The following is a 20,380-nucleotide window of genomic DNA, read 5'->3' as shown; positions in this document are numbered from 1 at the left end:
GTCAGCGCGACGAGCGGGCGCCCCACCGTCACCACCGACGGCATCGCCTACCTGCAATAGCAGCCAGAAGACCCAGCACCGCACAGCCACAGGGCTCGTGCCCGTCTTCGGTCGGGCACGAGCCCTTTTCGATGCGGCCTGCTCATCCCGGCCCAGCAGCCAGGCGGCGGCCGCAGACTTCACACCGCTCGGAGTCGTACACCCCCGCGTCGGCGGGTGGACCGCACCCGCGGGGATGGTCCCCAGCCGCCCGACGGCCCCCCGTTACCTTTTTCGTGGCTCCGCAATGGGGCCTCCGGCCTTCGGGTCCGGCATGACTTCCCCCTCCTGTTGTTGATGATCCGGGGGTGGTGTCACCTGGCCCGGAGGCATCGACGGACCGCTGATGAAGGGCTTGAGCGCCGGCTTCACCCAAGGCCGGAAGAGCTCTCCGTAACGTGGATGTGGCAGCTCGGTGCCCTGGCAAGGCCGGACGAAAGCGTGATGGAGGGGCCTGCACGTGATCGACACCGGCGACATCGACGTCTTCCTCGGCCTGGACGTCGGCAAAGGCGAACACCACGCCACCGCCGTCACCCCGGCGGGAAAGAAGGCCTTCGACAAGCGCCTGCCCAACACCGAACCCAGGCTCCGCGAACTGTTCGCGAAACTCCAGGCCAAGCACGGGACGGTGCTGGTCGTGGTCGACCAGCCGGCCTCGATCGGGGCCCTGCCGCTGGCCGTTGCGAGAGACATGGGCTGCCCCGTGGCCTACCTTCCAGGTCTCACGATGCGGCGGATCGCCGACCTCTACCCGGGCGAGGCCAAGACAGACGCGAAGGACGCGTTCATCATCGCGGATGCCGCCCGCGCGATGCCTCACACGCTGCGGACGATCGACGGCGAGGACGAGACCATCGCCGAGCTGGAGATGATCGTCGGGTTCGACGACGACCTCGCTGGAGAGGCCACCAGGGTCGCGAACTGGCTCCACGGCCTGCTGACCCAGATCCACCCTTCGCTGGAACGGGTGCTGGGTCCACGGCTGCAGCACCCGACGGTGCTGGCCTTGCTGGAGCGGTTCGGTTCACCGGCTCAGATCCGCAAGGCTGGACGGCGGCGGCTGGTCACGTTGTTACGGCCGAAGGCGCCGAGGACGGCCGAGCGGCTGGTCGAGGAGATCTTCACCGCCCTGGACGAGCAGACCGTCACCGTTCCGGGCACCGAGGCAGCCGCGCTGATCGTCCCGAGCACAGCCGGATCCCTGACCGCAGTCCTTGACCAGCGCAAACTCCTGGCCGGTCGGATCGAGGAACTCTTGGAGGCTCACGCTCTTTCGAAGGTCCTGACGTCCATGCCGGGAATCGGCGTCAGGACCGGAGCCAGGATCCTGATCGAGGTAGGCGACGGCAGCACCTTCCCGACCGCTGGCCACCTCGCCGCCTACGCCGGTCTCTCCCCGGCAACCCGCAGTTCAGGGTCGTCGATCCGTGGCGAACAGCCCTCCAGGAGAAAAAACAAGCAGCTCAAACGGGCTTTCTTTCTCTCTGCGTTTGCCGCCCTGGCCGACCCGGCATCGCGTGCCTACTACGACAAGAAGATCGCCCAGGGCAAACACCACACCCAGGCCCTGCTCTGCCTCGCCAGACGCCGAGCCGACGTCCTCTTCGCCATGCTCCGAGACGGCACCTTCTACGAACCTCAGCAATCGGGCTCGGCCGCCTGACCTACGGCTCCATGAGAAGGACGACTCGATCAGTCTCGACATCGAAGCCGAGGATCGCATGGCCATAGGCGCCCTCGCCGTCCATCAGCACCGGTCTGCCCAACCGCCGCCCGATCTCCCGGAGAAAGCCGCACAACACATCGAGTCGCTCCTGCCCCTGCAACTCCCGCAGATCGACATCGAAGTCAACGACCTCGTCGTCAAGGAAGCGGAAGATCGCCAGCACATCGGCAGTCGGCCAGACCCGCAGGTTCGGACACTCGGCATCCACCGGGCGGGACAACACGACCTCCGCCCGGGGCACCGGAAGCACCGTCTCTCCCTCCGAGTACTCGCACTTCCAGCCCTTCTCCGCAACAAGATCAAGGACCGCCTGCCAGCCCTCCACCGAGACATCCGGGACACGCACGTCCGGCAGCGACCCCATCGAGTCCGGGTCGAAGAAAGAACTCACGTCATCCCACAGCAGATCAGCCACCCCGCCATGCTGCCCGGCTCCCTACCCCGACGCACCCTCGTTTCCGTTGACCAAAGACATAGGGGCACCCCCCGCGTCGGCGGGGAGGACTCCGTCCTGTTGCAATAGGCAATCATGAGCAGCAGAACACCCCCGCGTCGTCGGGGGATCTGGGCCGCGCCATGGCCCTGTACGAGGCCACCCTCGCCCAGTACGAGCAGGTCCTGGGCGACACCCACCCCGACACCCTGACCAGCCGCCCTGCAGCATCCCAGCCCCGGCGGCAGTCCGACTGAGCGCCCGTCAGACTCCGAGACTCCCCGGTGCTCCCCGCAGGTGCCCGCGGCATCGGGCACGCATGGGGCACGGGCACCTTCTGATCCGTAGCTCTATATAGGTCGGGCAGCGGCCGCTGAACGTAGTGACTCAAGCAGGCGAAGTAGGTCATACTGGGACAAGGCCACCGTGTGCTCCTTGGATTGAACTGGCCGTTCACCAAGGACAGTTGCACGGTGGCCTGCCCAGTTCTGAGGGAGCATTCACCGGCAGCCGAAGCACGAGAGGGATCAGAAACGGCGCACTTCCCCGCCAAGATCCCCTACACCACATGGCGGGACACCATCTGCGCAGGTCCTTGTGACTCTGGCCTGGACTGCCTTTGTCATAGCGGTGGAGCCAGATCAACTTGGTACGTCATGGCGCCGCGAACCGCGGGTGTGGTGGTGCCCAACGAAGTGCTTGCAGACAGCCGGGTGGGGGTCTATCAGGAATTAGGTGTGATTCGTCTGTTTGGCCTATAAGTTGTTCGGTGGGCTGTTCGGCCTACACCCGTCCGGCGGTAACTGGCCTCTTCGGATTGCCTTCGGGTGGTGACGCCCCGTACCGCCCCCAACGTCAGCTCTCCGCCGGTCATGCTCCACGCCAGGCAGGGGGCCTGCCCCCTGGCCAGCTGCCGCGCGCAACTCTGCAGCGTCCTTGGCTCGGAGTTCTTTGAGCTTGACGATCTGTTGTCGCAGACGGATCTCGGAGTCCGGCGTCCGCCGGGGGGCAGCGTGCGCACTGTGGCGGCGGGCTGCCCTGCAGGGTGCGGTCCATGGTCCTCCAACCCCACACCCGACGCTCTGAGGTGCTACGCGACCCACGCCGCCGCGCGGCAGCTGGCCAGGGGGCAGGCCCTGGCATAAGCGCGGGTCCGGGGGCGTATCCGGGGACTGTCAGGCGGTTACCTTGCCGAAGATGTGGTTGGCGGGAGCGTCGGGGTCGTTGCCGTAGAAGAACTCTTCGAGTGCCTGGTGGAACTCGTCACGGTCCAGTCCGCCGGAACCATCGAGGTCCAGAGCGGCGAAAACGGCGGCGCAGTCCTCGCCGGGGACGGCGGCGACCGAGTCGAACATCTGCTGGAACTCGGCCTGGTCGATCTTGCCGTCTCCGTTGAGGTCGACGAGGTCGAAGAAGCAGTTGGTGACCGGCGCAATCTGCTGCGGGTAGAGCGCGCGGTCGGTCAGGACACTCTTGAAGCCTTCGGTCATCTCCCGCACATCGACCTTCCCGTCACCGTCCTGATCCATCGGGGCGATGACGTTCGACCAGAACTGGTCCATCCCCTCGGTGAGCCGGCGGACGGTCTCGGCATCAGGGGTGGTCTCGCGGGCGCTGATGTAGCGCTCGCTCATCTTGCGGACGTCGTGCTGGGTAATGAACCCGTCGCCGTCGACATCGGCGCCCCTGAACCACTGGCCATACTTGAGATCTTGAAGTGCAGTCATGACTGCGCACCGTATTCACGCAGTTACGGCGACGCAAGCGTCCGAGTGGAGGCTGGGCGCCGGTCGGACCTGCCGACCGGGCGCCCGACGAGGGTGAACACGGCAAACTCCCCCGTCGTCGAGTTGGCTTCGTTTCAGTGTTCGAGGTGTGGTGGTGTGAAGGCGAGTACCTCCTCGACCGGCCCGTCGTACACCTCGACGTCGACGAGGGCACTGTGCGCACTGGGTCCCTGGGACAGACGCGAGCACCCGCGGTCCCCGGTGAGGGTGTTCGGGTTGCCGTGGCGGTCCAAGGTTCCGCTCCGGCCCGGCTGGGCCGGGTCCCACCACGCTCCGGTGGACAGCTGGATGACGCCGGGCATAACGGTGTCCGACAGGATCGCGCCCGCCAGGCAGCTGCCTCGGTCGTTGAAGACGCGCACGATCATGCCGTTCTCGATACCGCGCGATGCCGCGTCTTGCGGGTTGATCGTTACGGGCTCGCGGCCGTGGATCTTTGACTTGAGGCTGTGGCCACCGTTGTCGTACTGGCTGTGCAGCCGTGAGGCAGGCTGATTCGAGATCAGGTGCAGCGGGAAGCGGTCCGCCAGGTCGGCGCGAAGCCACTCCACGGGTTCGAACCACGTCGGATGTCCGGTGCAGTCGTCGTAGCCGAACGAGTCGATCTCCTCGGAGAATATCTCGATCCGGCCCGACGGCGTCGTCAGGGGGAAGCGCTGCGGATCGGAGCGCAGTGCTTCGAAGCTGCCAGGAAACGGCCCGCTGAGTGCCGGCAGTTCGACACCGGAGGCGCGTTGCCAGAAGTCGTCGAAGTCTGGCAGGGCCGCGTCGTCGCCGAGGTTCGCCCGTGTCTGGACGTAGAGGTGCCGGACCCATTCGATCTCGGAACGCGCCTGGGTGAACTCGCGCTCATAGCCGAGCCGGGCAGCCAAAGCGGCGAAGATCTGGTGGTCGGTGCGTGCCTCGCCGGCCGGCTCACGGACCTTCGGCATCGCGACGAGGTGAGGGTCGGAGAACCCCGCCGCGAAGTCGTCACGCTCCAGGCTGGTCGCGACGGGAAGCACGATGTCGGCGAACTTCGCCGTGGTGTTCCACCAGGCTTCATGGACCACCACCGTGTCCGGGCGCTGCCAGGCTCGGGTGAGGCGGTGGAGGTCCTGGTGGTGGTGGAAGGGGTTTCCTCCGCACCAGTAGATCAGGCGCAGGTCCGGCAGGGTCAGTCGCTGACCGTCGTAGTCGATGGTCGCGCCCGGTTCCAGCAGGGTGTCGGCGATCCGGGCGACCGGAATGAAGTCCGCAACAGGGTTCGCCACCCGCGGCATCGACGCCACAGACGGGCGGCCCGGGGCAACACCGGTCGCGTCCATCGTCGCGTAGCCCGCGCCCCAGCCGCAGCCGGGCCGGCCCAGCGAACCCGCCATGGCCGCCAGCACGACCGACATCCAGATCGGCTGCTCACCGTGGTCCGCCCGTTGTATGGCGTAGTTGACCATGATGAGGGAACGCTGTGTGGACAGGCGGCGGGCGAGATCGGGGATCATGTCGCGGCTGATGCCCGTGATCCTCGCGGCCCAGTCGGCGTCCTTGACGACGCCGTCCACGTCGCCGGTCAGGTAGGAGGCGAAGCGATCGAACCCCTCGCAGCAGCGGGTGAGGAAGTCCTCGTCGTACCAGTCGTTGACCAGCATCGTGTGCGCGATGCCGAGCATCAAGGCGGTGTCGGTGTTGGGGATGACCGGCAGCCACTCGGCGTCGAGGAAGTCGGCGGTGTCACTGCGGATCGGGCTGACGTTCACGAACCGCACCCCGGCCTCACGGCACTTCCGCTGCAGATCCCGCGTCTGGTGCCGGGCCAGCCCGCCAGGGTTGATCTGGCTGTTCTTCAGAGCCAGCCCCCCGAACGCCACCACGAGCTCACAGCTCTCGGCGATCTCGTCCCACATCGGCATCCGGGACTGGTAGCTCCACGGAGCCCCGCCGATCACATGCGGAAGGATGACCTCAAGAGCGGCGGTGCTGTACGTGTTGCGCGAGTCGGTGTAGCCCCCGCCCAACGCCAGGAACCGCTGGAGCTGACCCTGCGCATTGTGGAAGCCGCCCGCACTGGCCCAGCCGTACGAGCCGCCGAACACCGCGCTGTCCCCGTGCTGTGCGCGCACTTGGCGTAATTCCTCGCTCACCAGCGTGAGCGCGTCGTCCCAGCTGACCTCTACGAAGGCGTCCGCACCTCTGGCCGTGTCATCGGCGCGCGGCAAGCCATTGAGCCACCCTTTGCGCACCGCGGGACGCAGCACACGCGCACTGTCCTCAGCAGCCGTCACCATGCCCGGGCCGATCGGCGACGGCGCGGGGTCATCACCCCGGGGCTCAATGCGCACCAGCTGACCCGAATCGACCACGGCTACGAAACTGCCCCAGTGCGTCGCCACCGGCATGCGTCGTTCCACCGTGCATCAACTCCATCCCTGAAGTTTCTCCGGCTCTCGAACAACGGCCGCTACACCAACACCAAAGGGGTTCCGCGTCAGTCAGCGGTCCGCAGGACACAGGCTCCCCCTGGCGGATGCTGCCCAATCCTGACGGTGCGCACGACTCCCACCGCCGCCACTCAACCGGAGCCCGGAGCGCCTCTGTCGACCGCGACCTGACCGTCGTCCGACACCAGCGTCAAGGTCCTGGACCACCTCGCTCCAAGTCGGTCGAGGGACGGTTGGAGTGCCGGAGCCGGCGCATGTTGGTCAAAAACTGACGACCATAGTCGACACCCGGGTCTCCGATCACTACGGAGATCCTTATGCCGAAGTCCACTCCCACCAATCGCGTGGTTCCGCTGGGGTGACGCAACTACCCGCGATCGTCCTCGGACAGGGGCGTCGCCGCCTCCATGGCTCGGCGATCCGCGTGATCGGGTCGGGTCGGTTTAGAGGTCATCTCAGTTGGCATGGCCGCGCGCTTGAATGCGGGTGGCATTGGAGCGGGTTCTGCCGCATGATCACGCCGTGACGAATCCTGCCGCCTTCCGGGACCAGACCAACTGGTCAGATGGCTACTACGAACTGGCCATAGAGGTCGGATCGAGTGATGATGCCCAGCTTCAGGCCGTCCTGAGTGCTCTGTGGTCCGCCGCAGATGTTCACGGGTGCTTCGGGCAGAGAGACTGTGAACCTGAGGAGCAGGATCCCGTGCCGTGCACGGTTGGCTCACTGACCGAGTTTGGCCACCTCCGCGGTCAGGTGCGTCTACCGACGGGCCAACTGGTCGTGTGCGGTTGTGTGGCGATCCGCGGCGGTGATGAAAGCGGCGACTGGCTGGACTTCTACGTCCCCGTCGGTGCGCTGGGTCACGCGGGTCTTGCGTACTGGGACGGTCGGCCGTTCTTCAGGTCCGACGTGATGGACGAATGGCTGGCTGCCATCGGGACCGAAACCTTCAAGAGCGCCTCCTTCAGCCTGGGGGTCATCGGATTCGAGGTCTCTGGTTGCACCGACGCATCGACGCTCGCAGGAAGGTTGCCGCAGACACGGGACATCGGATATCTGCTTCCACAAGGCAACGTCCTGGACTATGGCGCCGCCAACACCTGAGCCTCGCTGCTCCGGGTGAGCACGAGCCTGCGGTAGCGCAGGCGATGCTCGTGAAAGCGAGAAAGTGTTCCGCTTTGCGCTCGTAGCGGCGGTGGAGGCGTCGGCAGCCGGCGAGCCAGGCCATGGTGCGCTCGATGGTCCAGCGGTGACGGCCCACCCCGGTCGGGGACTCGATGCCCTTGCGGGCAATGCGGTGGGTGGTTCTTCCGCCTCTGCGGCAGCATCTCCCTGACCATGGGACTTCTCATGCTTCTCCTCAGCGTGGCCGTCGTCGCGCGCTCGAACGGTAGCTGACCAGGCATCAACTCAAGAAGGGTCACCGTCGGCGTTTGGATTCTGTACTGCGGCCCGTTGGCTGCGGACAGGTACGGCGTTCAGCGGACTGCTGCTGGCGATGGAGTCCTGCATGCTCGCTGCGGTGACCACCAGCAGGAGGGCTTCGCCGTCCCCGCCTTTGGTGAAGCACAGTCCCGCCGTTGTTTCGGGGGTGCTTGGATCTGAGAGGTCGTGCTGTAGTTGCCAGCCGTCCGCCTTGGCGGTGGTGCGGTAGAAGTCCACGACCTTCTGCCGGGAGCCGGGGAAGGCATAGACGCGCGCGGCGTACAGCCAGGCGTCGCCGGTGTCGTCGATGCAGCGCGAGTCAACCGAGCCGAGCTCCTCCGGGGCATTCGCCCCTTCAGGGGTGGTGTTCAGGATCGACTGAGAGCGCTGATGGCGCTCTATGAATCTCCTCAGGTGCCGCTCTTCAGATGGCCAAACCTGCTCAGGTGATCTCCCCACCCTTTGCGTGATCCTTTCCGGCGTGTCGAACTCGCGTCGGCGTGTCGTGGAGAGCCTGCGTGAGCACGGAGTTCGGCCTGCTTGAAGGGCCCTGGATGCTCACTTGGGAGGAAGACGTGGATGCTCACGCGCTGCGTCGTCAGGGCAAGTAGATCTCGGCGATCGCCCGGCACCTGGGGCACGATCGCAAGACGATCCGCGCATATCTGAATGGCGAGCGAGTCTCCGGACATCGACGTCAGGCGCCGGACGCGTTCATGCCCTTCTTGGAGTACTGCCGCCAACGACTCAGCGACGACCCCCACTTGTGGGCCTCGACGCTGTTCGAGGAGGTGGCGGAACTCGGCTATGCAGGCGGTTACTCCACCTTCACCCGGGCCCTGCGGAGATACGAAGCACGTCCGCACTGCGAACCATGCCGGGCTTCGAGCGGCCGTGACGTGGCGATCATCGCGCATCCCCCGGGCGAGGAGATTTAGTTCGACTGGGTCGAGCTCCCCGACCCGCCCGCTGAGTGGGGCGTCGGCGCCCACGCGCATCTCCTCGTCGGTGCCCTGGCCCACTCGGGACGATGGCGGGCCGTGCTCGCGGAGGCTGAGACCTTCCCGCACCTGATCCAATCCATCGACGCCGTGCTGCGTCGTCTGGGCGGAACAACCCGAAGGTGGCGGTTCGACCGGATGGCCACCGTCTGCCACCCGCCGACCGGACGGATCCTGCCGGCCTTCGGTTCCGTCGCGAAGTACTACGGAACTGGCGTCGACATCTGCCCGCCCCGCCGGGGCAACCGCAAGGGCGTCGTCGAGAAGGCCAACCACTCGGCAGCCCAACGCTGGTGGCGAACCGTCCCTGACGGCATCAGCATCGAGGCAGGCCAGAACGGCATCGCCAAACTGGCCGTGCAGATGGACAGCCGCAAACGCGAACTCGACGGAGCCCCGACCACCGTCGCCGCGCTGGCAGAAGCCGAGCCGCTGCTTGAACTGCCGACCCGCCCGTTCCCTGCCGAGCTTGAGCAGACCCGCGTCGTCAGTCCCCAAGGACTCGTCTCCTTCGCAGGCAACCACTACTCCGTCCCGCCCGGACTCACCGGCGCACACCTCACCGTCCGAATCCGGCTCGGCGAGGACGACCCGCACGTGGTCACCACCGGCCGCGCGGTCATCGCCCACCACCGCCGGGCACCGGACGAAGCCGGGCAGACCATCCGGGACACCGGACACGTCATCGCCCTCGAACGAGCCGTACTCGCCTCGTTCTGAAGGCGAACGGATGACACCAGCGTCACACGACCCGACACCGCTCGCGCCAACAGCCGTCCGCAACTGCCCGCATTGCGACAAGTCCGTCACCATCGTCGCCCTGCTGGCCACTCCCGAGGCCGCGCGACCGACCATCCCAGCAGCAAGTCGGGACGTGATCCCGATGCGCAGAAACTGACACCGTCCGACGGGAATCAGCAGGACACGATCAGTCGCCGTTCACTACTGTCACATGGGAAAGGACATGGCACTGGTCAAAAAGAGATCGCGGCTCATCAACGTGGACGGCACCACCTACCGATGGCGCCTGCGCAGACGGCCGACCTACGACCAGGGACTCGTCCACTCGCCTCTGACCTACGCGGTCGAACACGCGGATAATCCAGGCACCACACTGGTGATCACTACCAACCAGCCGCATCCGAGCAACTGGTTCGGAACACCAAGCGGCCAAGTCCTGCCATCCCAGGTGGCTGACACCATCCGCATCGCTCTCACCCAGGGCTGGACGCCGGAGAACCCCGGCTCACCCTTCCACCTCGACCAGTCAGCGGGGTTCGTCTCGTCCCACTGACCCACCCCGCACTCAAGGACTCACCGACATGCGATCGGTGAGTCCTTCTGCTTTCCGCTCCCCACATTCCCCAGTTGGTTCACTTCGTGAACCAACTGGGACGAAGAGCAACACTGAGGAGATTTCGAGATCGGCATCAGCATTTCGAGACCCGCGCGTCGACCCGAGTCTGCGCATCCTGACCGCCCGGGACCGCATGGTCATCCGGGCGGTTAAGCGCCCACCCGGCATCGAGCAACTGCTCGCCGCCACCGTCCGCCAGGCGCAGGCCTACGCCTACGGCGCCGGCCCAGAAGATCCAGTGATAGGACACGTGATCCACGAACAGGCCGCCCATCAGGCCGACCCCGCCGCCGACGCCGAGGATGGCGGAGAGCAGCCCTATCGCCCCGGACCGTCGTGGGCCGGGGACCACCCGCTCCGCTTCCGCGACAACCTCACCCCGCAGGCCTGGAACCCCCGACCGGCACGCACGGCGATGCTGCGAAGGGGAGACGAGCGGTACGCCGTCGTCCTCGCCCGTCCCCGCCTCCCTGAGATCCGCTTCGGCTCCTACGACTACTTCCACCAGGCCGCATCCATCACCACCAGCCTCCGCCAGCAGAGGCACAGCACTCAGCACGTGATCGAAACCACCGTGACCGTGCACCCCTACATCCCCGGACTTGGCTACACCGACCCGCAGGTGCCCACAGACCCTTACCAGCTCGCCACGCTGATTGGCGACGACCTCGACGGTGACGGCACTGGCCGCAACTTCCCAGACCTGTGGGCACGCCTGCACGCGCAGGAGGGGTACGAGCGGGCCGTCCGGATCTGGCGGCGAGCCAGCTCCATCTACGACGAGGACTTCCCCGACGAGCAGGCAGGACAGCGCCTCAGCGACATACAGGGCGGCAGTATCGCCACATCCTGACGGGAACGACGCAGACCAAATGCCCCACTTCTCGGCCCGGATCCGGCGCCGAGGGGTGGGGCATTTTGCGTTGCGGGACGTCGGATCTGTAGGTAAACGCCGCTACACCACGCGCAGCTGGCCCGATCCACTGTCGAACGCAGGCACGCCAGCCGGGGACCACCTCGGCTAGAAGATCCCGGCCATTGACGATCGGGCGGACCTCCACGCCGCCCTCGTCGGGTGGAGGGCACGCGATGCTCAGACTGAGAATGTCCGGTCTCGTGGTCATCGGCCAATGATCGCAGGGCCCGCAACTGTCATGTGAATTCGCGTGGCCTCCGCTCAGGGCGGTAGTTCGGGCCGCCCTTCAGGCACGCTGGCCTCGGATACCCCGGAAGGGTGTGTCAATTTAACGGCTGATCTTGGTTGTTGATGGTCAGTTGTTGCTTGGGGTCAGGCGTCCCTCGAAGGCGATCTGGAACGCGTTGAGGGGTGCTTTCCAGCGCATGGTCCACCGCCTGCGGCCCTTCCCGGTCGGGTCCAGGCTCGTCAGCGCCATGTAGATGCGCTTGAGGGCGGCGGCCTCGTTGGGGAAGTGCCCGCGGGCGCGAACAGCTCGGCGGATGCGTGCGTTGACGCTCTCGATCGCGTTCGTGCTGCAGATAACCTTGCGAATCTCGACGTCGAAGGAGAGGAAGGGCACGAACTCGGCCCAGGCGTCGGACCACAGCTTCACGATCGCCGGATACTTCCGGCCCCACGCCTCCCGGAACTCCAGGAAGCGTTCCGTGGCTGCGTCCTCGCCGGGTGCGGTGTAGACGGGCTTGAGAGCCTTGGCGACCTTGTCCCAGTCCTGACGGGCGGCGTAACGGAACGAGTTCCGCAGCAGGTGCACCACACACGTCTGGACGATCGTGCGAGGCCAGACGGCTTCCACGGCCTCGGGCAGACCCTTGAGCCCGTCACAGACCAGCATGAGCATGTCGTCCAGGCCACGGTTCTTGAGCTCGGTGAACACGTGCAGCCAGTGCTTCGCTCCCTCGCCGCCGTCGCCGGCCCAGATGCCGAGGATGTCCCGGGTGCCTCTGTCTCCGTCACTTGGGACATCGGCTCTACCAGTGTGCCCGACACCGGGCCACGGACGATCACACAGCAAGAGGCGCACCCCAAAACCTGGAAGCAACCGGGTGCGCCTCTCACCGACCCGTGACCGCGCGCTTGTCGACGTGGACCACGCCGGTGCCGAACGGCAGCGTCCGCACCTCGCGCCCGGCGCAGGGCCGGCCCGCGGCGGCCTGGGCGGTGCCGGGCGCCGCGAGGGCCAGCACACCGGACGCGGCCAGCACGGCCGCGCCGAGCGCCACGGCTCGCCGTACCACACGACCGCCACCGCTGGCCCTGCTGTCCACTGCCGCCCCCTGCACCAAGGCCGTACACCCCCGGTGAGCGTACTGCTGTACGGACGCACGGCGTATGTCGGACGGTTGCACGACCGTCAGCACCGCGCACCGTCCAACGTCAGGCGTCCGCCGCGCGGCGCCCCGTCCGCCCGCCCGCGCGTCCGCATCGTCCGCGCCTTGACACTGCCGCGTCCTCTGCCCATCTTTGACGTAGCGGCGCTGACCAGGCGCCCGTTCATTCCCAGGGGGCGGGATGAACAGCGTCGTCTTCGGCAATGTCAGTGTGACCATCACCGACCGGCACGGCGCCCGCCTCACGCGGCTGCCCCTGCGGGCACCCGATCCACCGCCCGTACGGCGTCCCTACGGCCCGGATGCTCCCCGGCCGCCGTTCGTCCTCGGCCGGGAGGAGCAGCTCGCCCTCGTCCGCCGCGCGAGCCGTGAGCGGGGCGCGGTGGAGTTCACGGGCCCTTGCGGAGCGGGCAAGTCCTCCCTCCTCCAGCACGCGGCCACGGGCGAGGCCCCCGGAACATACGTGCGCGTGGGCGGCACCGAACCGGAGGACCTGCTCCAGGACCTGATGCGGCATTTCTACGTCTACCCGGACCCGGGCGGCATCCGGCTCGGCACCGAGCAGTGCGCTCAGGCACTCGCCCATGTCAACGGGGTCGTCGCCCTCGACGACGTGTCCTACAGCGCCTCCCAACTCAGCTATCTGCGGCGGGCCTTGGCGAACTCCACGCTGGTGGTCGGCGCCCCCGCCCCGGTGCTCGGGGCCCTTGGTACCTCGTACGCGCTGCCGGGGCTGTCGGAAGCGGCGGCGGTGGCCCTGCTCTCACGCGAGCTGGGCCGCTTCATCCCGGACTCCGACATGGCCTCCGTACGACGGCTGGTGGCCGCCGTGGACGGTCAGCCGCTGCGTCTGCGGCAGGCGGCCGCCCTCGTGCGGCTCGACGGCCACACCTTCGACGAACTCGCCGACCGGACCGCGTCCGACCCGGACGTGCTGGACGAGCTGAGCATCTCGGCCGTCGGGCCCCAGGCCAAGCGCGCGCTGGCGGTGCTCACGCTGGTCGGCGGCGCCCTCCTGCCCGGTGACCTGCTCGCCCAGATGGCCGACATCGCCTTTGTCGCCGAAACCCTGGACCCACTGTTCGCGCGCGGCCTCGCCGAACAGCGCGAGGACCGCTTCGGCCTGCCGGTCTGCAAGGCCGAGCCCTACCGGCGGATCCTGTACCGCTCCATCGGGCTGGCCTCGGCGGTGCGCTCGCTGGCCGCGTGGCTCGCCGCCCGCGATCCGGGCGGTGAGGAGGCGCGCGGGGCCGTCGACGCGGCAGTGAGCCTGCTCGGGCTCGCGGCCGAACAGCGCGAGTGGGAGGCGGTCGTCCGGCTGACGACGGTCGTCGAGCGGGTGCTCTTCGTCCAGGGCCACTGGCAGGCGTGGCAGCACACCCTCGCGCAGGGGATCACCGCCGCGCAGGCGGCCGGAGACCGGATGGCCGAGGCCTCCTTCACCCACCAGCAGGGTGTCCAGCACTTCCTCCACGATCGTACGGACGACGCCCGGCGCCTCCTCCAACGGGCGCTCGACCTGCGTACGCAGCTGGGAGACACGGCGGGTGCGGCGGTCACCCTGGCCAACCTGGCGCTTCTCGAACCGGCGGCGGCCCCTCCCCCTCCCCCGCCCCGAACCTCGCGCACCCGGCGGCGCGTGGTGACCGCCGTCGTCATCGTGCTGGCGCTGATCGCGGTCGGCTCGGCGATCACTCAGGCGGTGGGCGGCTCCGGTCACGACAGCGGCACCTCCTCCGCGACGCCCACGGCCTCGGATTCCGACGCGACCGACAGCGGCGGCACCACGACCGGTCAGACGACGGACGGCGGCACGACAACCGGTGGGACGACGGACGGCAGCCCCACGAACGGACGGACGGTGAACGGCGGCACCACGAACGGCACCGACGGCGGGACGTCGCTCACGCCGTCCGCACCGGTCATCTCCCCTGCCACCCAGGACTTCACGCAGGTGCACATCTATCCGGGCGCGGAAGCCCCGACACTTGAGTTCACCGTCACCAACCCCAACGACCGGGCCATCGGCATCAGCCACCCGGACATCCCCGGCGACACCGGCTTCTCGTACGCGGACGGCACCTGCGCGGACCAGCTGGCGGCCAAAGCCTCCTGCACGGTGAGCGTCGAGTTCTCCCCCAGCCGGCTGGGGGACGCGAGCACCACCCTCACCATCGCCTCGGGGCAGCAGACCGCCACGGCCGCGCTCACCGGCACCGGATACGTCGACATCACGGTCCGCCTCACCGGTGGAGCCGGCAACCGGGTCGAGGCGACCAGCAATCAGGGCGGGCCGGCCTGCTCGGACACGGCCGACCCCACCCTGTGCACCTTCCGCGCCACGGCCGAGGGACTGCAGCTGACCGCGACGGTCGACAACACCAGTCGTTTCATCCTCAGCGACTGGTCGGGGGCCTGCACCACCAGCTCCAACCCATGCGCGCCGCCCCTCGACACGGACTCCACGGTGACGGCGTTCTTCAAACCCGACGTCCGGTGACAGCCGCGACTCAGCGGGCCGCCCCCACCGGCTCCTCCGGCTCCGCCTGCCCGATGAAGGTCCGCCACAGCTCGGCGTACCGGCCGCCCAGGGCGAGGAGTTCGTCGTGGGTGCCGTCCTCGGCGACCCTGCCGTGGTCCATGACCACCACCCGGTCCGCGCGGGCGGCCGTGGTCAGCCGGTGGGCGACCACGAGCGTCGTACGACGGCCCGCCTGGCGGTCGGTGGCCTGGTTGACCTGGGCCTCGGTGGCCAGGTCGAGGGCGGTCGTGGCCTCGTCGAGCAGCAGGACGTCGGGGTCGACGAGTTCGGCGCGGGCGAGCGCGATTGGCGCTGGCCGGCGGAGAGGTTGCGGCCGCGCTCGGCGACCTCGTGGAGGTAGCCGCCGTCGAGCGTGGCGATCATCTCGTGCGCGCCGACCGCGCGGGCCGCCGCCTCGACCTCGGCGTCGGTGGCGTCGGGCCGGCCGTAGGCGATGGCGTCCCGGACGGTGCCGGGGAAGAGGTACGCCTCCTGCGGGACGACGCCGAGGCGGTGCCGGTACGACGTCAGGTCCAGGGTGCGCAGGTCGGTGCCGGCGGCGGTGACCCGGCCGCTGGTGGGGTCGTAGAAGCGGGCCACCAGCTCGACGAGGGTCGACTTGCCGGCGCCGGTCTCTCCGACGAAGGCGACCGTCTGCCCGGCCGGGATGGTCAGGTCGATGCCGGTCAGGGCCTCTTCCTCGTCGCCGTACGCGAAGTGCACGTCCTCGAAGGCGATCTCGCCGCGCAGGGAGAGGACGTCGAGGGGTTCGTCGGCGGCCTTCGTCGAGGTCGGCTCGCGCAGCAACTCCTGGATGCGGCCGAGCGAGACGGTGGCCTGCTGGTAGCCGTCGAAGACCTGGGAGAGCTGCTGGACCGGGGCGAAGAACAGGTCGATGTAGAGGAGGTAGGCGACCAGGGCGCCGGTCGTCAGCGTGGCCGCCTCGACCCGGCTCGCACCCGCGATCAGGACGGAGGCCACGGCGACGGACGACAGCAGCTGGACGAAGGGGAAGTAGACGGATATCAGCCACTGCCCGCGCGTGCGGGCCTGGCGATAGCTGTCGCTGCGCTCGGCGAACCGTCGCCCGCCGTCCCGCTCGCGCCGGAACGCCTGCACGATCCGCAGCCCGGCCACCGACTCCTGGAGGTCGGCGTTGACCACCGACACGCGCTCGCGGGCGAGCTCGTACGCCTTCACGCTCGCGCGACGGAAGAAGAACGTGGCGATGATCAGCGGGGGCAGGGTGGCGAACACGACCAGCGCGAGCTGCACGTCGATCACCAGCATGGCGACCATGATGCCGAAGACGCCCCCACGCGTCCCCGACAGTGGGAAGGGGCGGGACCGGTCGGGGATCGATTTCTACTGCGCCGGTCCCGACTCGCTCCCCGACAATGCGAGGGGGCGGGACCGCGGGGTGCGGTCCCGCCCCGGGTCGGTCAGCCAGGGCTGATCCGGTGGGTCCTTACTTCAGGCCGAAAGCCCGGCTGATCTTCTGCGTGATGGTGTCGCCCTGGTTGTCGGCGGCGCTGGTGCGCAGGGTCACGAACTTGGCCTTGGCGGGGGCGTTCAGGTGAGTGCTCCAGCCCGCTGCGGAGCGGGTCAGGGCTGCGTGCTGCCAGGTGGCGCCGTCGTCGTAGGAGATGTCGAGGCCGACCGTTCCGATGGTGTCGGAGCTGGGACCGCCCGCAAGGTGCGAGGGAATGACGGTGATGGCGGCGCGGCGGCCCGTTTTGCCGGCGGCGTTCATGCCCTCGACCGTGTAGTCGAGCTGGATCAGCGGCAGGACGGCGTAGGTACCGGGTGCGGGCTGCCCGGAGGTGAAGCCCCACTCGGTCCTGGTCGTGACCGAGTAGTCGTTCTCCCAGAAGTCCCGGGCGTTCTCCGAGACCAGGCGGTACGGCAGTTTCTCGGCGCTGTCCAGCGTGAGGGGGTACCGAGGGCTGCCGATGGTGTCGGTGGTGGAGTCCCTGAGCAGGAGCGGATCACCGTCGGGGAGCACCTGGTACATCTTCACGCTGTTGCGGACACCGGTGTTGTTCAGGGTTCTGCCGACGTGCCCGGGCTCGGAGTCGCCCCAGCCCGGGATGACCGCCAGCACCTGGTCGCCTACTCGCACCGGCACGAAGTTGCCGTTCGACCGGGGACGCTGGATCGGACCGAAGTACTCCAGGTGCGAGGTCGTGCCGCTCGGGTACCGCTTCACGGAGTCGCTGCTGATCTGCAGCTGCTGGTTCACCATGGCCTCTTCCACCCAGTCCGTGTCGCGCGACACCCAGTCGGTGCGCTCGGCTTGGGCGGGGGTGGGCAACGGGTTGGATCCGTAGAAGCCTTGCCACACCGCGGAACGGAACTCCAGGGCCCGCGCGGGGCGGTTGTTGCGGAAGGAGACATCCACCCGGTTGAGGTCGCTGCTCCGCGGCTGGTAGGTCGGGTCCGCCGGGATCGCGGCCCAGTGCTGGCCGATGTCGTAGAGGTAGTCCGTGGTCGGGTGGGAGGTCACCTGGAGCGCCGTGCTCCTGCCCGGCTTGAGCTGGGCGATCAGCTCGTTGCCCTCGTCCGCGGTGAGCGAGGCCACAGTCAGGGGAGGCGGGTTCCCGGTCTGGGCGTACGGGTTGTCGAGGTCGGAGTCCCACGGGTCCAGGCGGCCGTCGCCGTCGTTGACGACCAGCAGCAGCTTCGCACCGGCCTTGGCGGCCTGCTCGGCCTGCTCGGCCGGCCCGACGGCGTCGCTGCGCCGGACCACGACGGCCTTGCCCGCGGCATCGAGCCCGGCGTACGCGGCGGCGGCGCCCTCACCGGCATAGACGGTCTTGTACTGGCGGCTGCCCTCCTTGAGCGGGGTCGCTCCGCGCGCGACGATCAGGTCGTCGAAGGCGTGCGTGCCGGACGCGACCGTCAGGGCCGGCTCCGTCAGACGCCAGTCGCCGCCGAACCCGAAGGTGCCGGCGGTGACCGGCTTGGTGGGCAGGGCCCAGACGCTGTCGTACTCCTTGGCGGGCCACCGCTGCATGAACAGCCAGTTCCCGCTGTCGAACGTGCGGTAGAGGTCGATGCGGGTGTCGGCGGGGGTGCTCTCCTGCGGGGTCCGGACGGAGACCTGCTTCGCCTTGGAGGCGTCCAGGTCCACCGCGGTGTCCTTGTCGACGACGACCTCGGGAGCGGTCAGGATCGCCTTGCCCTTGGAGTGCGCCCCGTGAACGCCCTGGACATCGCCCTCCAGGGTCACGAGGTACTTGCCCGCAGGCACGTCGACCGTGCCGGTGCCCGAGTCGTCCAGAAGCAGCGGGCCCATGGAGACCTTGTCGCTGATCAGGTACACGTCACCACTCAGCGGGTGGCGGCTGCGGTCCTTGCCGTTGATGGTGAGGGTGAAGCGCGGGGCCTGCACGTAGGCGCCGATCAGGGTGTGGGCCAGCAGCGCGCCGGACGGACCGGTGGCGAGGATCTGCCCCGAGGTCGTGGTGTCGCCCTTCACCAGGTCGAAGTTGGTGGTGAGGGTGACCTTGCTGCTGCCGTGAGCGGGGACGGTCACCTTCTGAGCGGACAGCGAGAACGCGCCCGCGGGGGCAGCGGGTACCTGGACCGCCAGGTCGAGGGTGACCGGGGTGCCCGCGGTGTTGGTGTACGTCACCTCCTTCTCGGACTTGTCACCGGACGGTGCCGAGGGGTCGCGGTAGCCGCCGAACACACTGCCGGTGGCGAACACCGTGCCCTTGACGGCGGCGGCGACGTCGAGGCGGCCGCTGCCGCCCTCGTACGCGGTGTACTGGGGCGTTGCCTTGGTGCTGCTGACCAGGCCGTCCTTGAGCTGCTGACCGGTCCAGTCCGGGTGGGCCTGGGCGAGCAGCGCGGCGGCGCCCGCGACGTGCGGGGTGGCCATCGAGGTCCCGCTCAGCGTCTGGTAGTAGCCTGTGCCGTCTTCGGCGTACTGCGAGCGGGCCGCCAGCACATTGACGCCGGGTGCGGTCAGCTCCGGCTTCAGGCCGGCATCGCCCTGGCGGGGGCCGGTGCTGGAGAATTCGGCGAGGGTGTCCGAGGTGTCCACCGCGCCGACAGACAGCGCGGCGTCGGCGACACTGGGCGTCGAGACGGAGTGCGGGCCGGCATTTCCGGCCGCGATGGTGAACAGCGCACCGGTCTCGGCGCTGAGCTGGTTCACGGCCTCGCTCAACGGGTCGTGGCCGTCGGTGGGCCCGGCGCCGAGGCTCATGCTGATGACCTTGGCGTGCTGGTCGCGGGCGGCCCACTCCATACCGGCCAGAACCCAGGAGTCCTGCCCGCTGCCTTCATTGTCCAGCACCTTGCCGATGTGCAGGCGCGCGCCGGGCGCGACACCCTTCTCCTTGCCGTCGGAGGCGGCACCGGTGCCGGCGATGGTCGAGGCGACGTGGGTGCCGTGGCCGTTGTGGTCCTCGACGTCCTGGTCGGGCACGAAGCTCGTGCTCGCGGCCACCTGGCCGACCAGGTCGGGGTGCTGCGTGTCCACACCGGTGTCCAGCACGGCCACGTCCACACCCTGGCCGGTGTCACCGCCCGCCCACACCTGCGGTGCGCCGATCTGCGCGGTGGTGTCGGCCAGAGCGGCCTTGACCTTCCCGTCCAGCCAGACCTTCGCGATCCCGCCGTGCAGTTGGAGCTTGGCGTCGGCGCTGCGACCGCTCGCCGCCGCGGTTCCGCCGGTGAGTGAGTCCCAGAAGTCGGCGGCCTTCGACCGCGACTCCGAGAGAGCCGCGCCCTGAATGCTGCTCAGAGTGAGGGTCCTGGTGGCGCCGGGCGGCACGGCCTGGGTCCGCGCGCGGACGGCGGCGTCGGTATAGCTGACGATCAGGGGCAGGCTGTTGCTCTGCTCGTCCCCGTAACCGTCCGCCAGCAGCTTGGTGACGTTGAAGAGTTCGCGGTCCAGCTTCCCTGCGGCGATGTACCGAACGGCGGCGTCCGGGTACATGTAAATGTCCTTGCCGACCTTGTAGGTCGTGACGCCGGTCAGTCGGCCGTTCACGCCCTGCACGGAGCGGGTGACCCTGCCGTCGGCACCAGTGCTGACCGTCACCTTGTCACCGGTGATCAGGGTGACGGTGCGCGAGGTCGGCTGATGCGCCGCGCGGGCGGGCAGCCGCGGAGCGGCCTGGTCGGCGGGCGTCACGGCGGTGGCCGGTATGACCCCCATCGTCAGAGCGGCGATCGCGGCAAGCACGACCGGACCTGGTCTGGGTATGGGAACGCTGGGCAAAGTTACTCCTCAGGGAACCGAAGAACGGGCACCTGATCATGGGCCAGAGTGGGTTTTAGATGACGGTCCAGGGGCGACGCTTTATGGCCATGTCGCATCTGCGCCATCACCGGTAATTCGCTCAA

General features: G+C 68.4%; 12 protein-coding genes and 3 pseudogenes. 6 read left to right on the top strand and 9 right to left on the bottom strand.

Annotated elements, in window-relative coordinates; genetic code table 11:
• Nucleotides 1-499 precede the first annotated feature (499 nt).
• Nucleotides 500-1,705: an IS110 family transposase gene (locus tag ACFV0T_RS34220; protein WP_385787954.1), complete on the top strand. Its 1,206-nt coding sequence runs from the start codon at nt 500-502 to the stop codon at nt 1,703-1,705.
• A 1-nt stretch (nt 1,706) separates the two neighbouring features.
• Here the strand turns inward: ACFV0T_RS34220 and ACFV0T_RS34215 are convergent, their stop codons facing one another.
• From ACFV0T_RS34215 to ACFV0T_RS34205, 3 genes are all read right to left on the bottom strand, one after another.
• Nucleotides 1,707-2,183 (bottom strand): hypothetical protein, encoded by a 477-nt coding sequence (locus tag ACFV0T_RS34215; protein WP_385787951.1) that lies wholly within the window; start codon nt 2,181-2,183, stop codon nt 1,707-1,709.
• A gap of 1,193 nt (nt 2,184-3,376) precedes the next feature.
• A complete protein-coding gene (locus ACFV0T_RS34210; RefSeq protein ID WP_385787948.1) occupies nt 3,377-3,928 on the bottom strand; it encodes an EF-hand domain-containing protein in 552 nt (183 codons plus the stop codon).
• A 134-nt stretch (nt 3,929-4,062) separates the two neighbouring features.
• Nucleotides 4,063-6,363 carry a molybdopterin-dependent oxidoreductase gene (locus ACFV0T_RS34205; protein WP_385787965.1) on the bottom strand — a complete coding sequence of 767 codons (2,301 nt, stop codon included), beginning with the start codon at nt 6,361-6,363 and terminating at the stop codon, nt 4,063-4,065.
• Nucleotides 6,364-6,927: 564 nt separating this feature from the next.
• Between ACFV0T_RS34205 and ACFV0T_RS34200 the strand changes: the two genes are divergently transcribed.
• The gene (locus ACFV0T_RS34200) at nt 6,928-7,512 is read left to right on the top strand and encodes a hypothetical protein (protein WP_385787945.1); all 585 of its coding nucleotides are present in this window, start codon (nt 6,928-6,930) and stop codon (nt 7,510-7,512) included.
• 34 nt (nt 7,513-7,546) lie between these two features.
• Here the strand turns inward: ACFV0T_RS34200 and ACFV0T_RS34195 are convergent.
• Nucleotides 7,547-7,738 (bottom strand): annotated as a pseudogene (locus ACFV0T_RS34195) (transposase); the annotation flags it as partial.
• A gap of 80 nt (nt 7,739-7,818) precedes the next feature.
• Entirely contained in the window at nt 7,819-8,292 is a 474-nt protein-coding gene (locus tag ACFV0T_RS34190; RefSeq protein WP_385787942.1) for a hypothetical protein, read from the bottom strand.
• A 581-nt stretch (nt 8,293-8,873) separates the two neighbouring features.
• Here ACFV0T_RS34190 and ACFV0T_RS34185 point away from each other — a divergent pair.
• From ACFV0T_RS34185 to ACFV0T_RS34175, 3 genes are all read left to right on the top strand, one after another.
• Nucleotides 8,874-9,554, top strand: coding sequence for a transposase (locus tag ACFV0T_RS34185; RefSeq protein WP_385787939.1), 681 nt, complete (start codon nt 8,874-8,876; stop codon nt 9,552-9,554).
• 244 nt (nt 9,555-9,798) lie between these two features.
• Complete coding sequence (locus tag ACFV0T_RS34180) at nt 9,799-10,128, top strand: hypothetical protein (RefSeq protein ID WP_385787936.1); 330 nt, start codon at nt 9,799-9,801, stop codon at nt 10,126-10,128.
• A 196-nt stretch (nt 10,129-10,324) separates the two neighbouring features.
• The gene (locus ACFV0T_RS34175; protein ID WP_385787933.1) at nt 10,325-11,044 is read left to right on the top strand and encodes a hypothetical protein; all 720 of its coding nucleotides are present in this window, start codon (nt 10,325-10,327) and stop codon (nt 11,042-11,044) included.
• Nucleotides 11,045-11,462: 418 nt separating this feature from the next.
• Here the strand turns inward: ACFV0T_RS34175 and ACFV0T_RS34170 are convergent.
• Both ACFV0T_RS34170 and ACFV0T_RS34165 read right to left on the bottom strand, forming a co-directional pair.
• Nucleotides 11,463-12,110, bottom strand: a pseudogene (locus ACFV0T_RS34170) (IS256 family transposase); the annotation flags it as partial.
• 112 nt (nt 12,111-12,222) lie between these two features.
• On the bottom strand, nt 12,223-12,435 hold the full coding sequence (locus ACFV0T_RS34165; protein WP_385787930.1) for a hypothetical protein: 213 nt from the start codon (nt 12,433-12,435) through the stop codon (nt 12,223-12,225).
• A gap of 244 nt (nt 12,436-12,679) precedes the next feature.
• Between ACFV0T_RS34165 and ACFV0T_RS34160 the strand changes: the two genes are divergently transcribed.
• Nucleotides 12,680-14,998 carry a hypothetical protein gene (locus ACFV0T_RS34160; protein WP_385787927.1) on the top strand — a complete coding sequence of 773 codons (2,319 nt, stop codon included), beginning with the start codon at nt 12,680-12,682 and terminating at the stop codon, nt 14,996-14,998.
• Nucleotides 14,999-15,008: 10 nt separating this feature from the next.
• On the opposite strand, the pseudogene ACFV0T_RS34155 reads toward ACFV0T_RS34160, so the two are convergent.
• Together ACFV0T_RS34155 and ACFV0T_RS34150 are read right to left on the bottom strand one after the other, a co-directional pair.
• Nucleotides 15,009-16,327, bottom strand: a pseudogene (locus ACFV0T_RS34155) (ABC transporter ATP-binding protein); the annotation flags it as partial.
• Nucleotides 16,328-16,487: 160 nt separating this feature from the next.
• Nucleotides 16,488-20,219: a S8 family serine peptidase gene (locus tag ACFV0T_RS34150; protein WP_385787924.1), complete on the bottom strand. Its 3,732-nt coding sequence runs from the start codon at nt 20,217-20,219 to the stop codon at nt 16,488-16,490.
• Nucleotides 20,220-20,380: the final 161 nt, after the last annotated feature.

The organism is Streptomyces sp. NPDC059582, from assembly GCF_042735715.1.
In the GTDB taxonomy this organism is placed as follows: Bacteria; Actinomycetota; Actinomycetes; order Streptomycetales; family Streptomycetaceae; genus Streptomyces.
This window is presented reverse-complemented; position numbering and strand designations above follow the sequence as displayed.

What these genes read in the sequence shown, in the direction of transcription:
- ACFV0T_RS34210 (WP_385787948.1), bottom strand. Translation starts at nt 3,928, where the DNA reads ATGACTGCACTTCAAGATCTCAAGTATGGCCAGTGGTTCAGGGGCGCC.
- ACFV0T_RS34205 (WP_385787965.1), bottom strand. Translation starts at nt 6,363, where the DNA reads ATGCCGGTGGCGACGCACTGGGGCAGTTTCGTAGCCGTGGTCGATTCG.
- ACFV0T_RS34180 (WP_385787936.1), top strand. Translation starts at nt 9,799, where the DNA reads ATGGCACTGGTCAAAAAGAGATCGCGGCTCATCAACGTGGACGGCACC.
- ACFV0T_RS34175 (WP_385787933.1), top strand. Translation starts at nt 10,325, where the DNA reads ATGGTCATCCGGGCGGTTAAGCGCCCACCCGGCATCGAGCAACTGCTC.
- ACFV0T_RS34160 (WP_385787927.1), top strand. Translation starts at nt 12,680, where the DNA reads ATGAACAGCGTCGTCTTCGGCAATGTCAGTGTGACCATCACCGACCGG.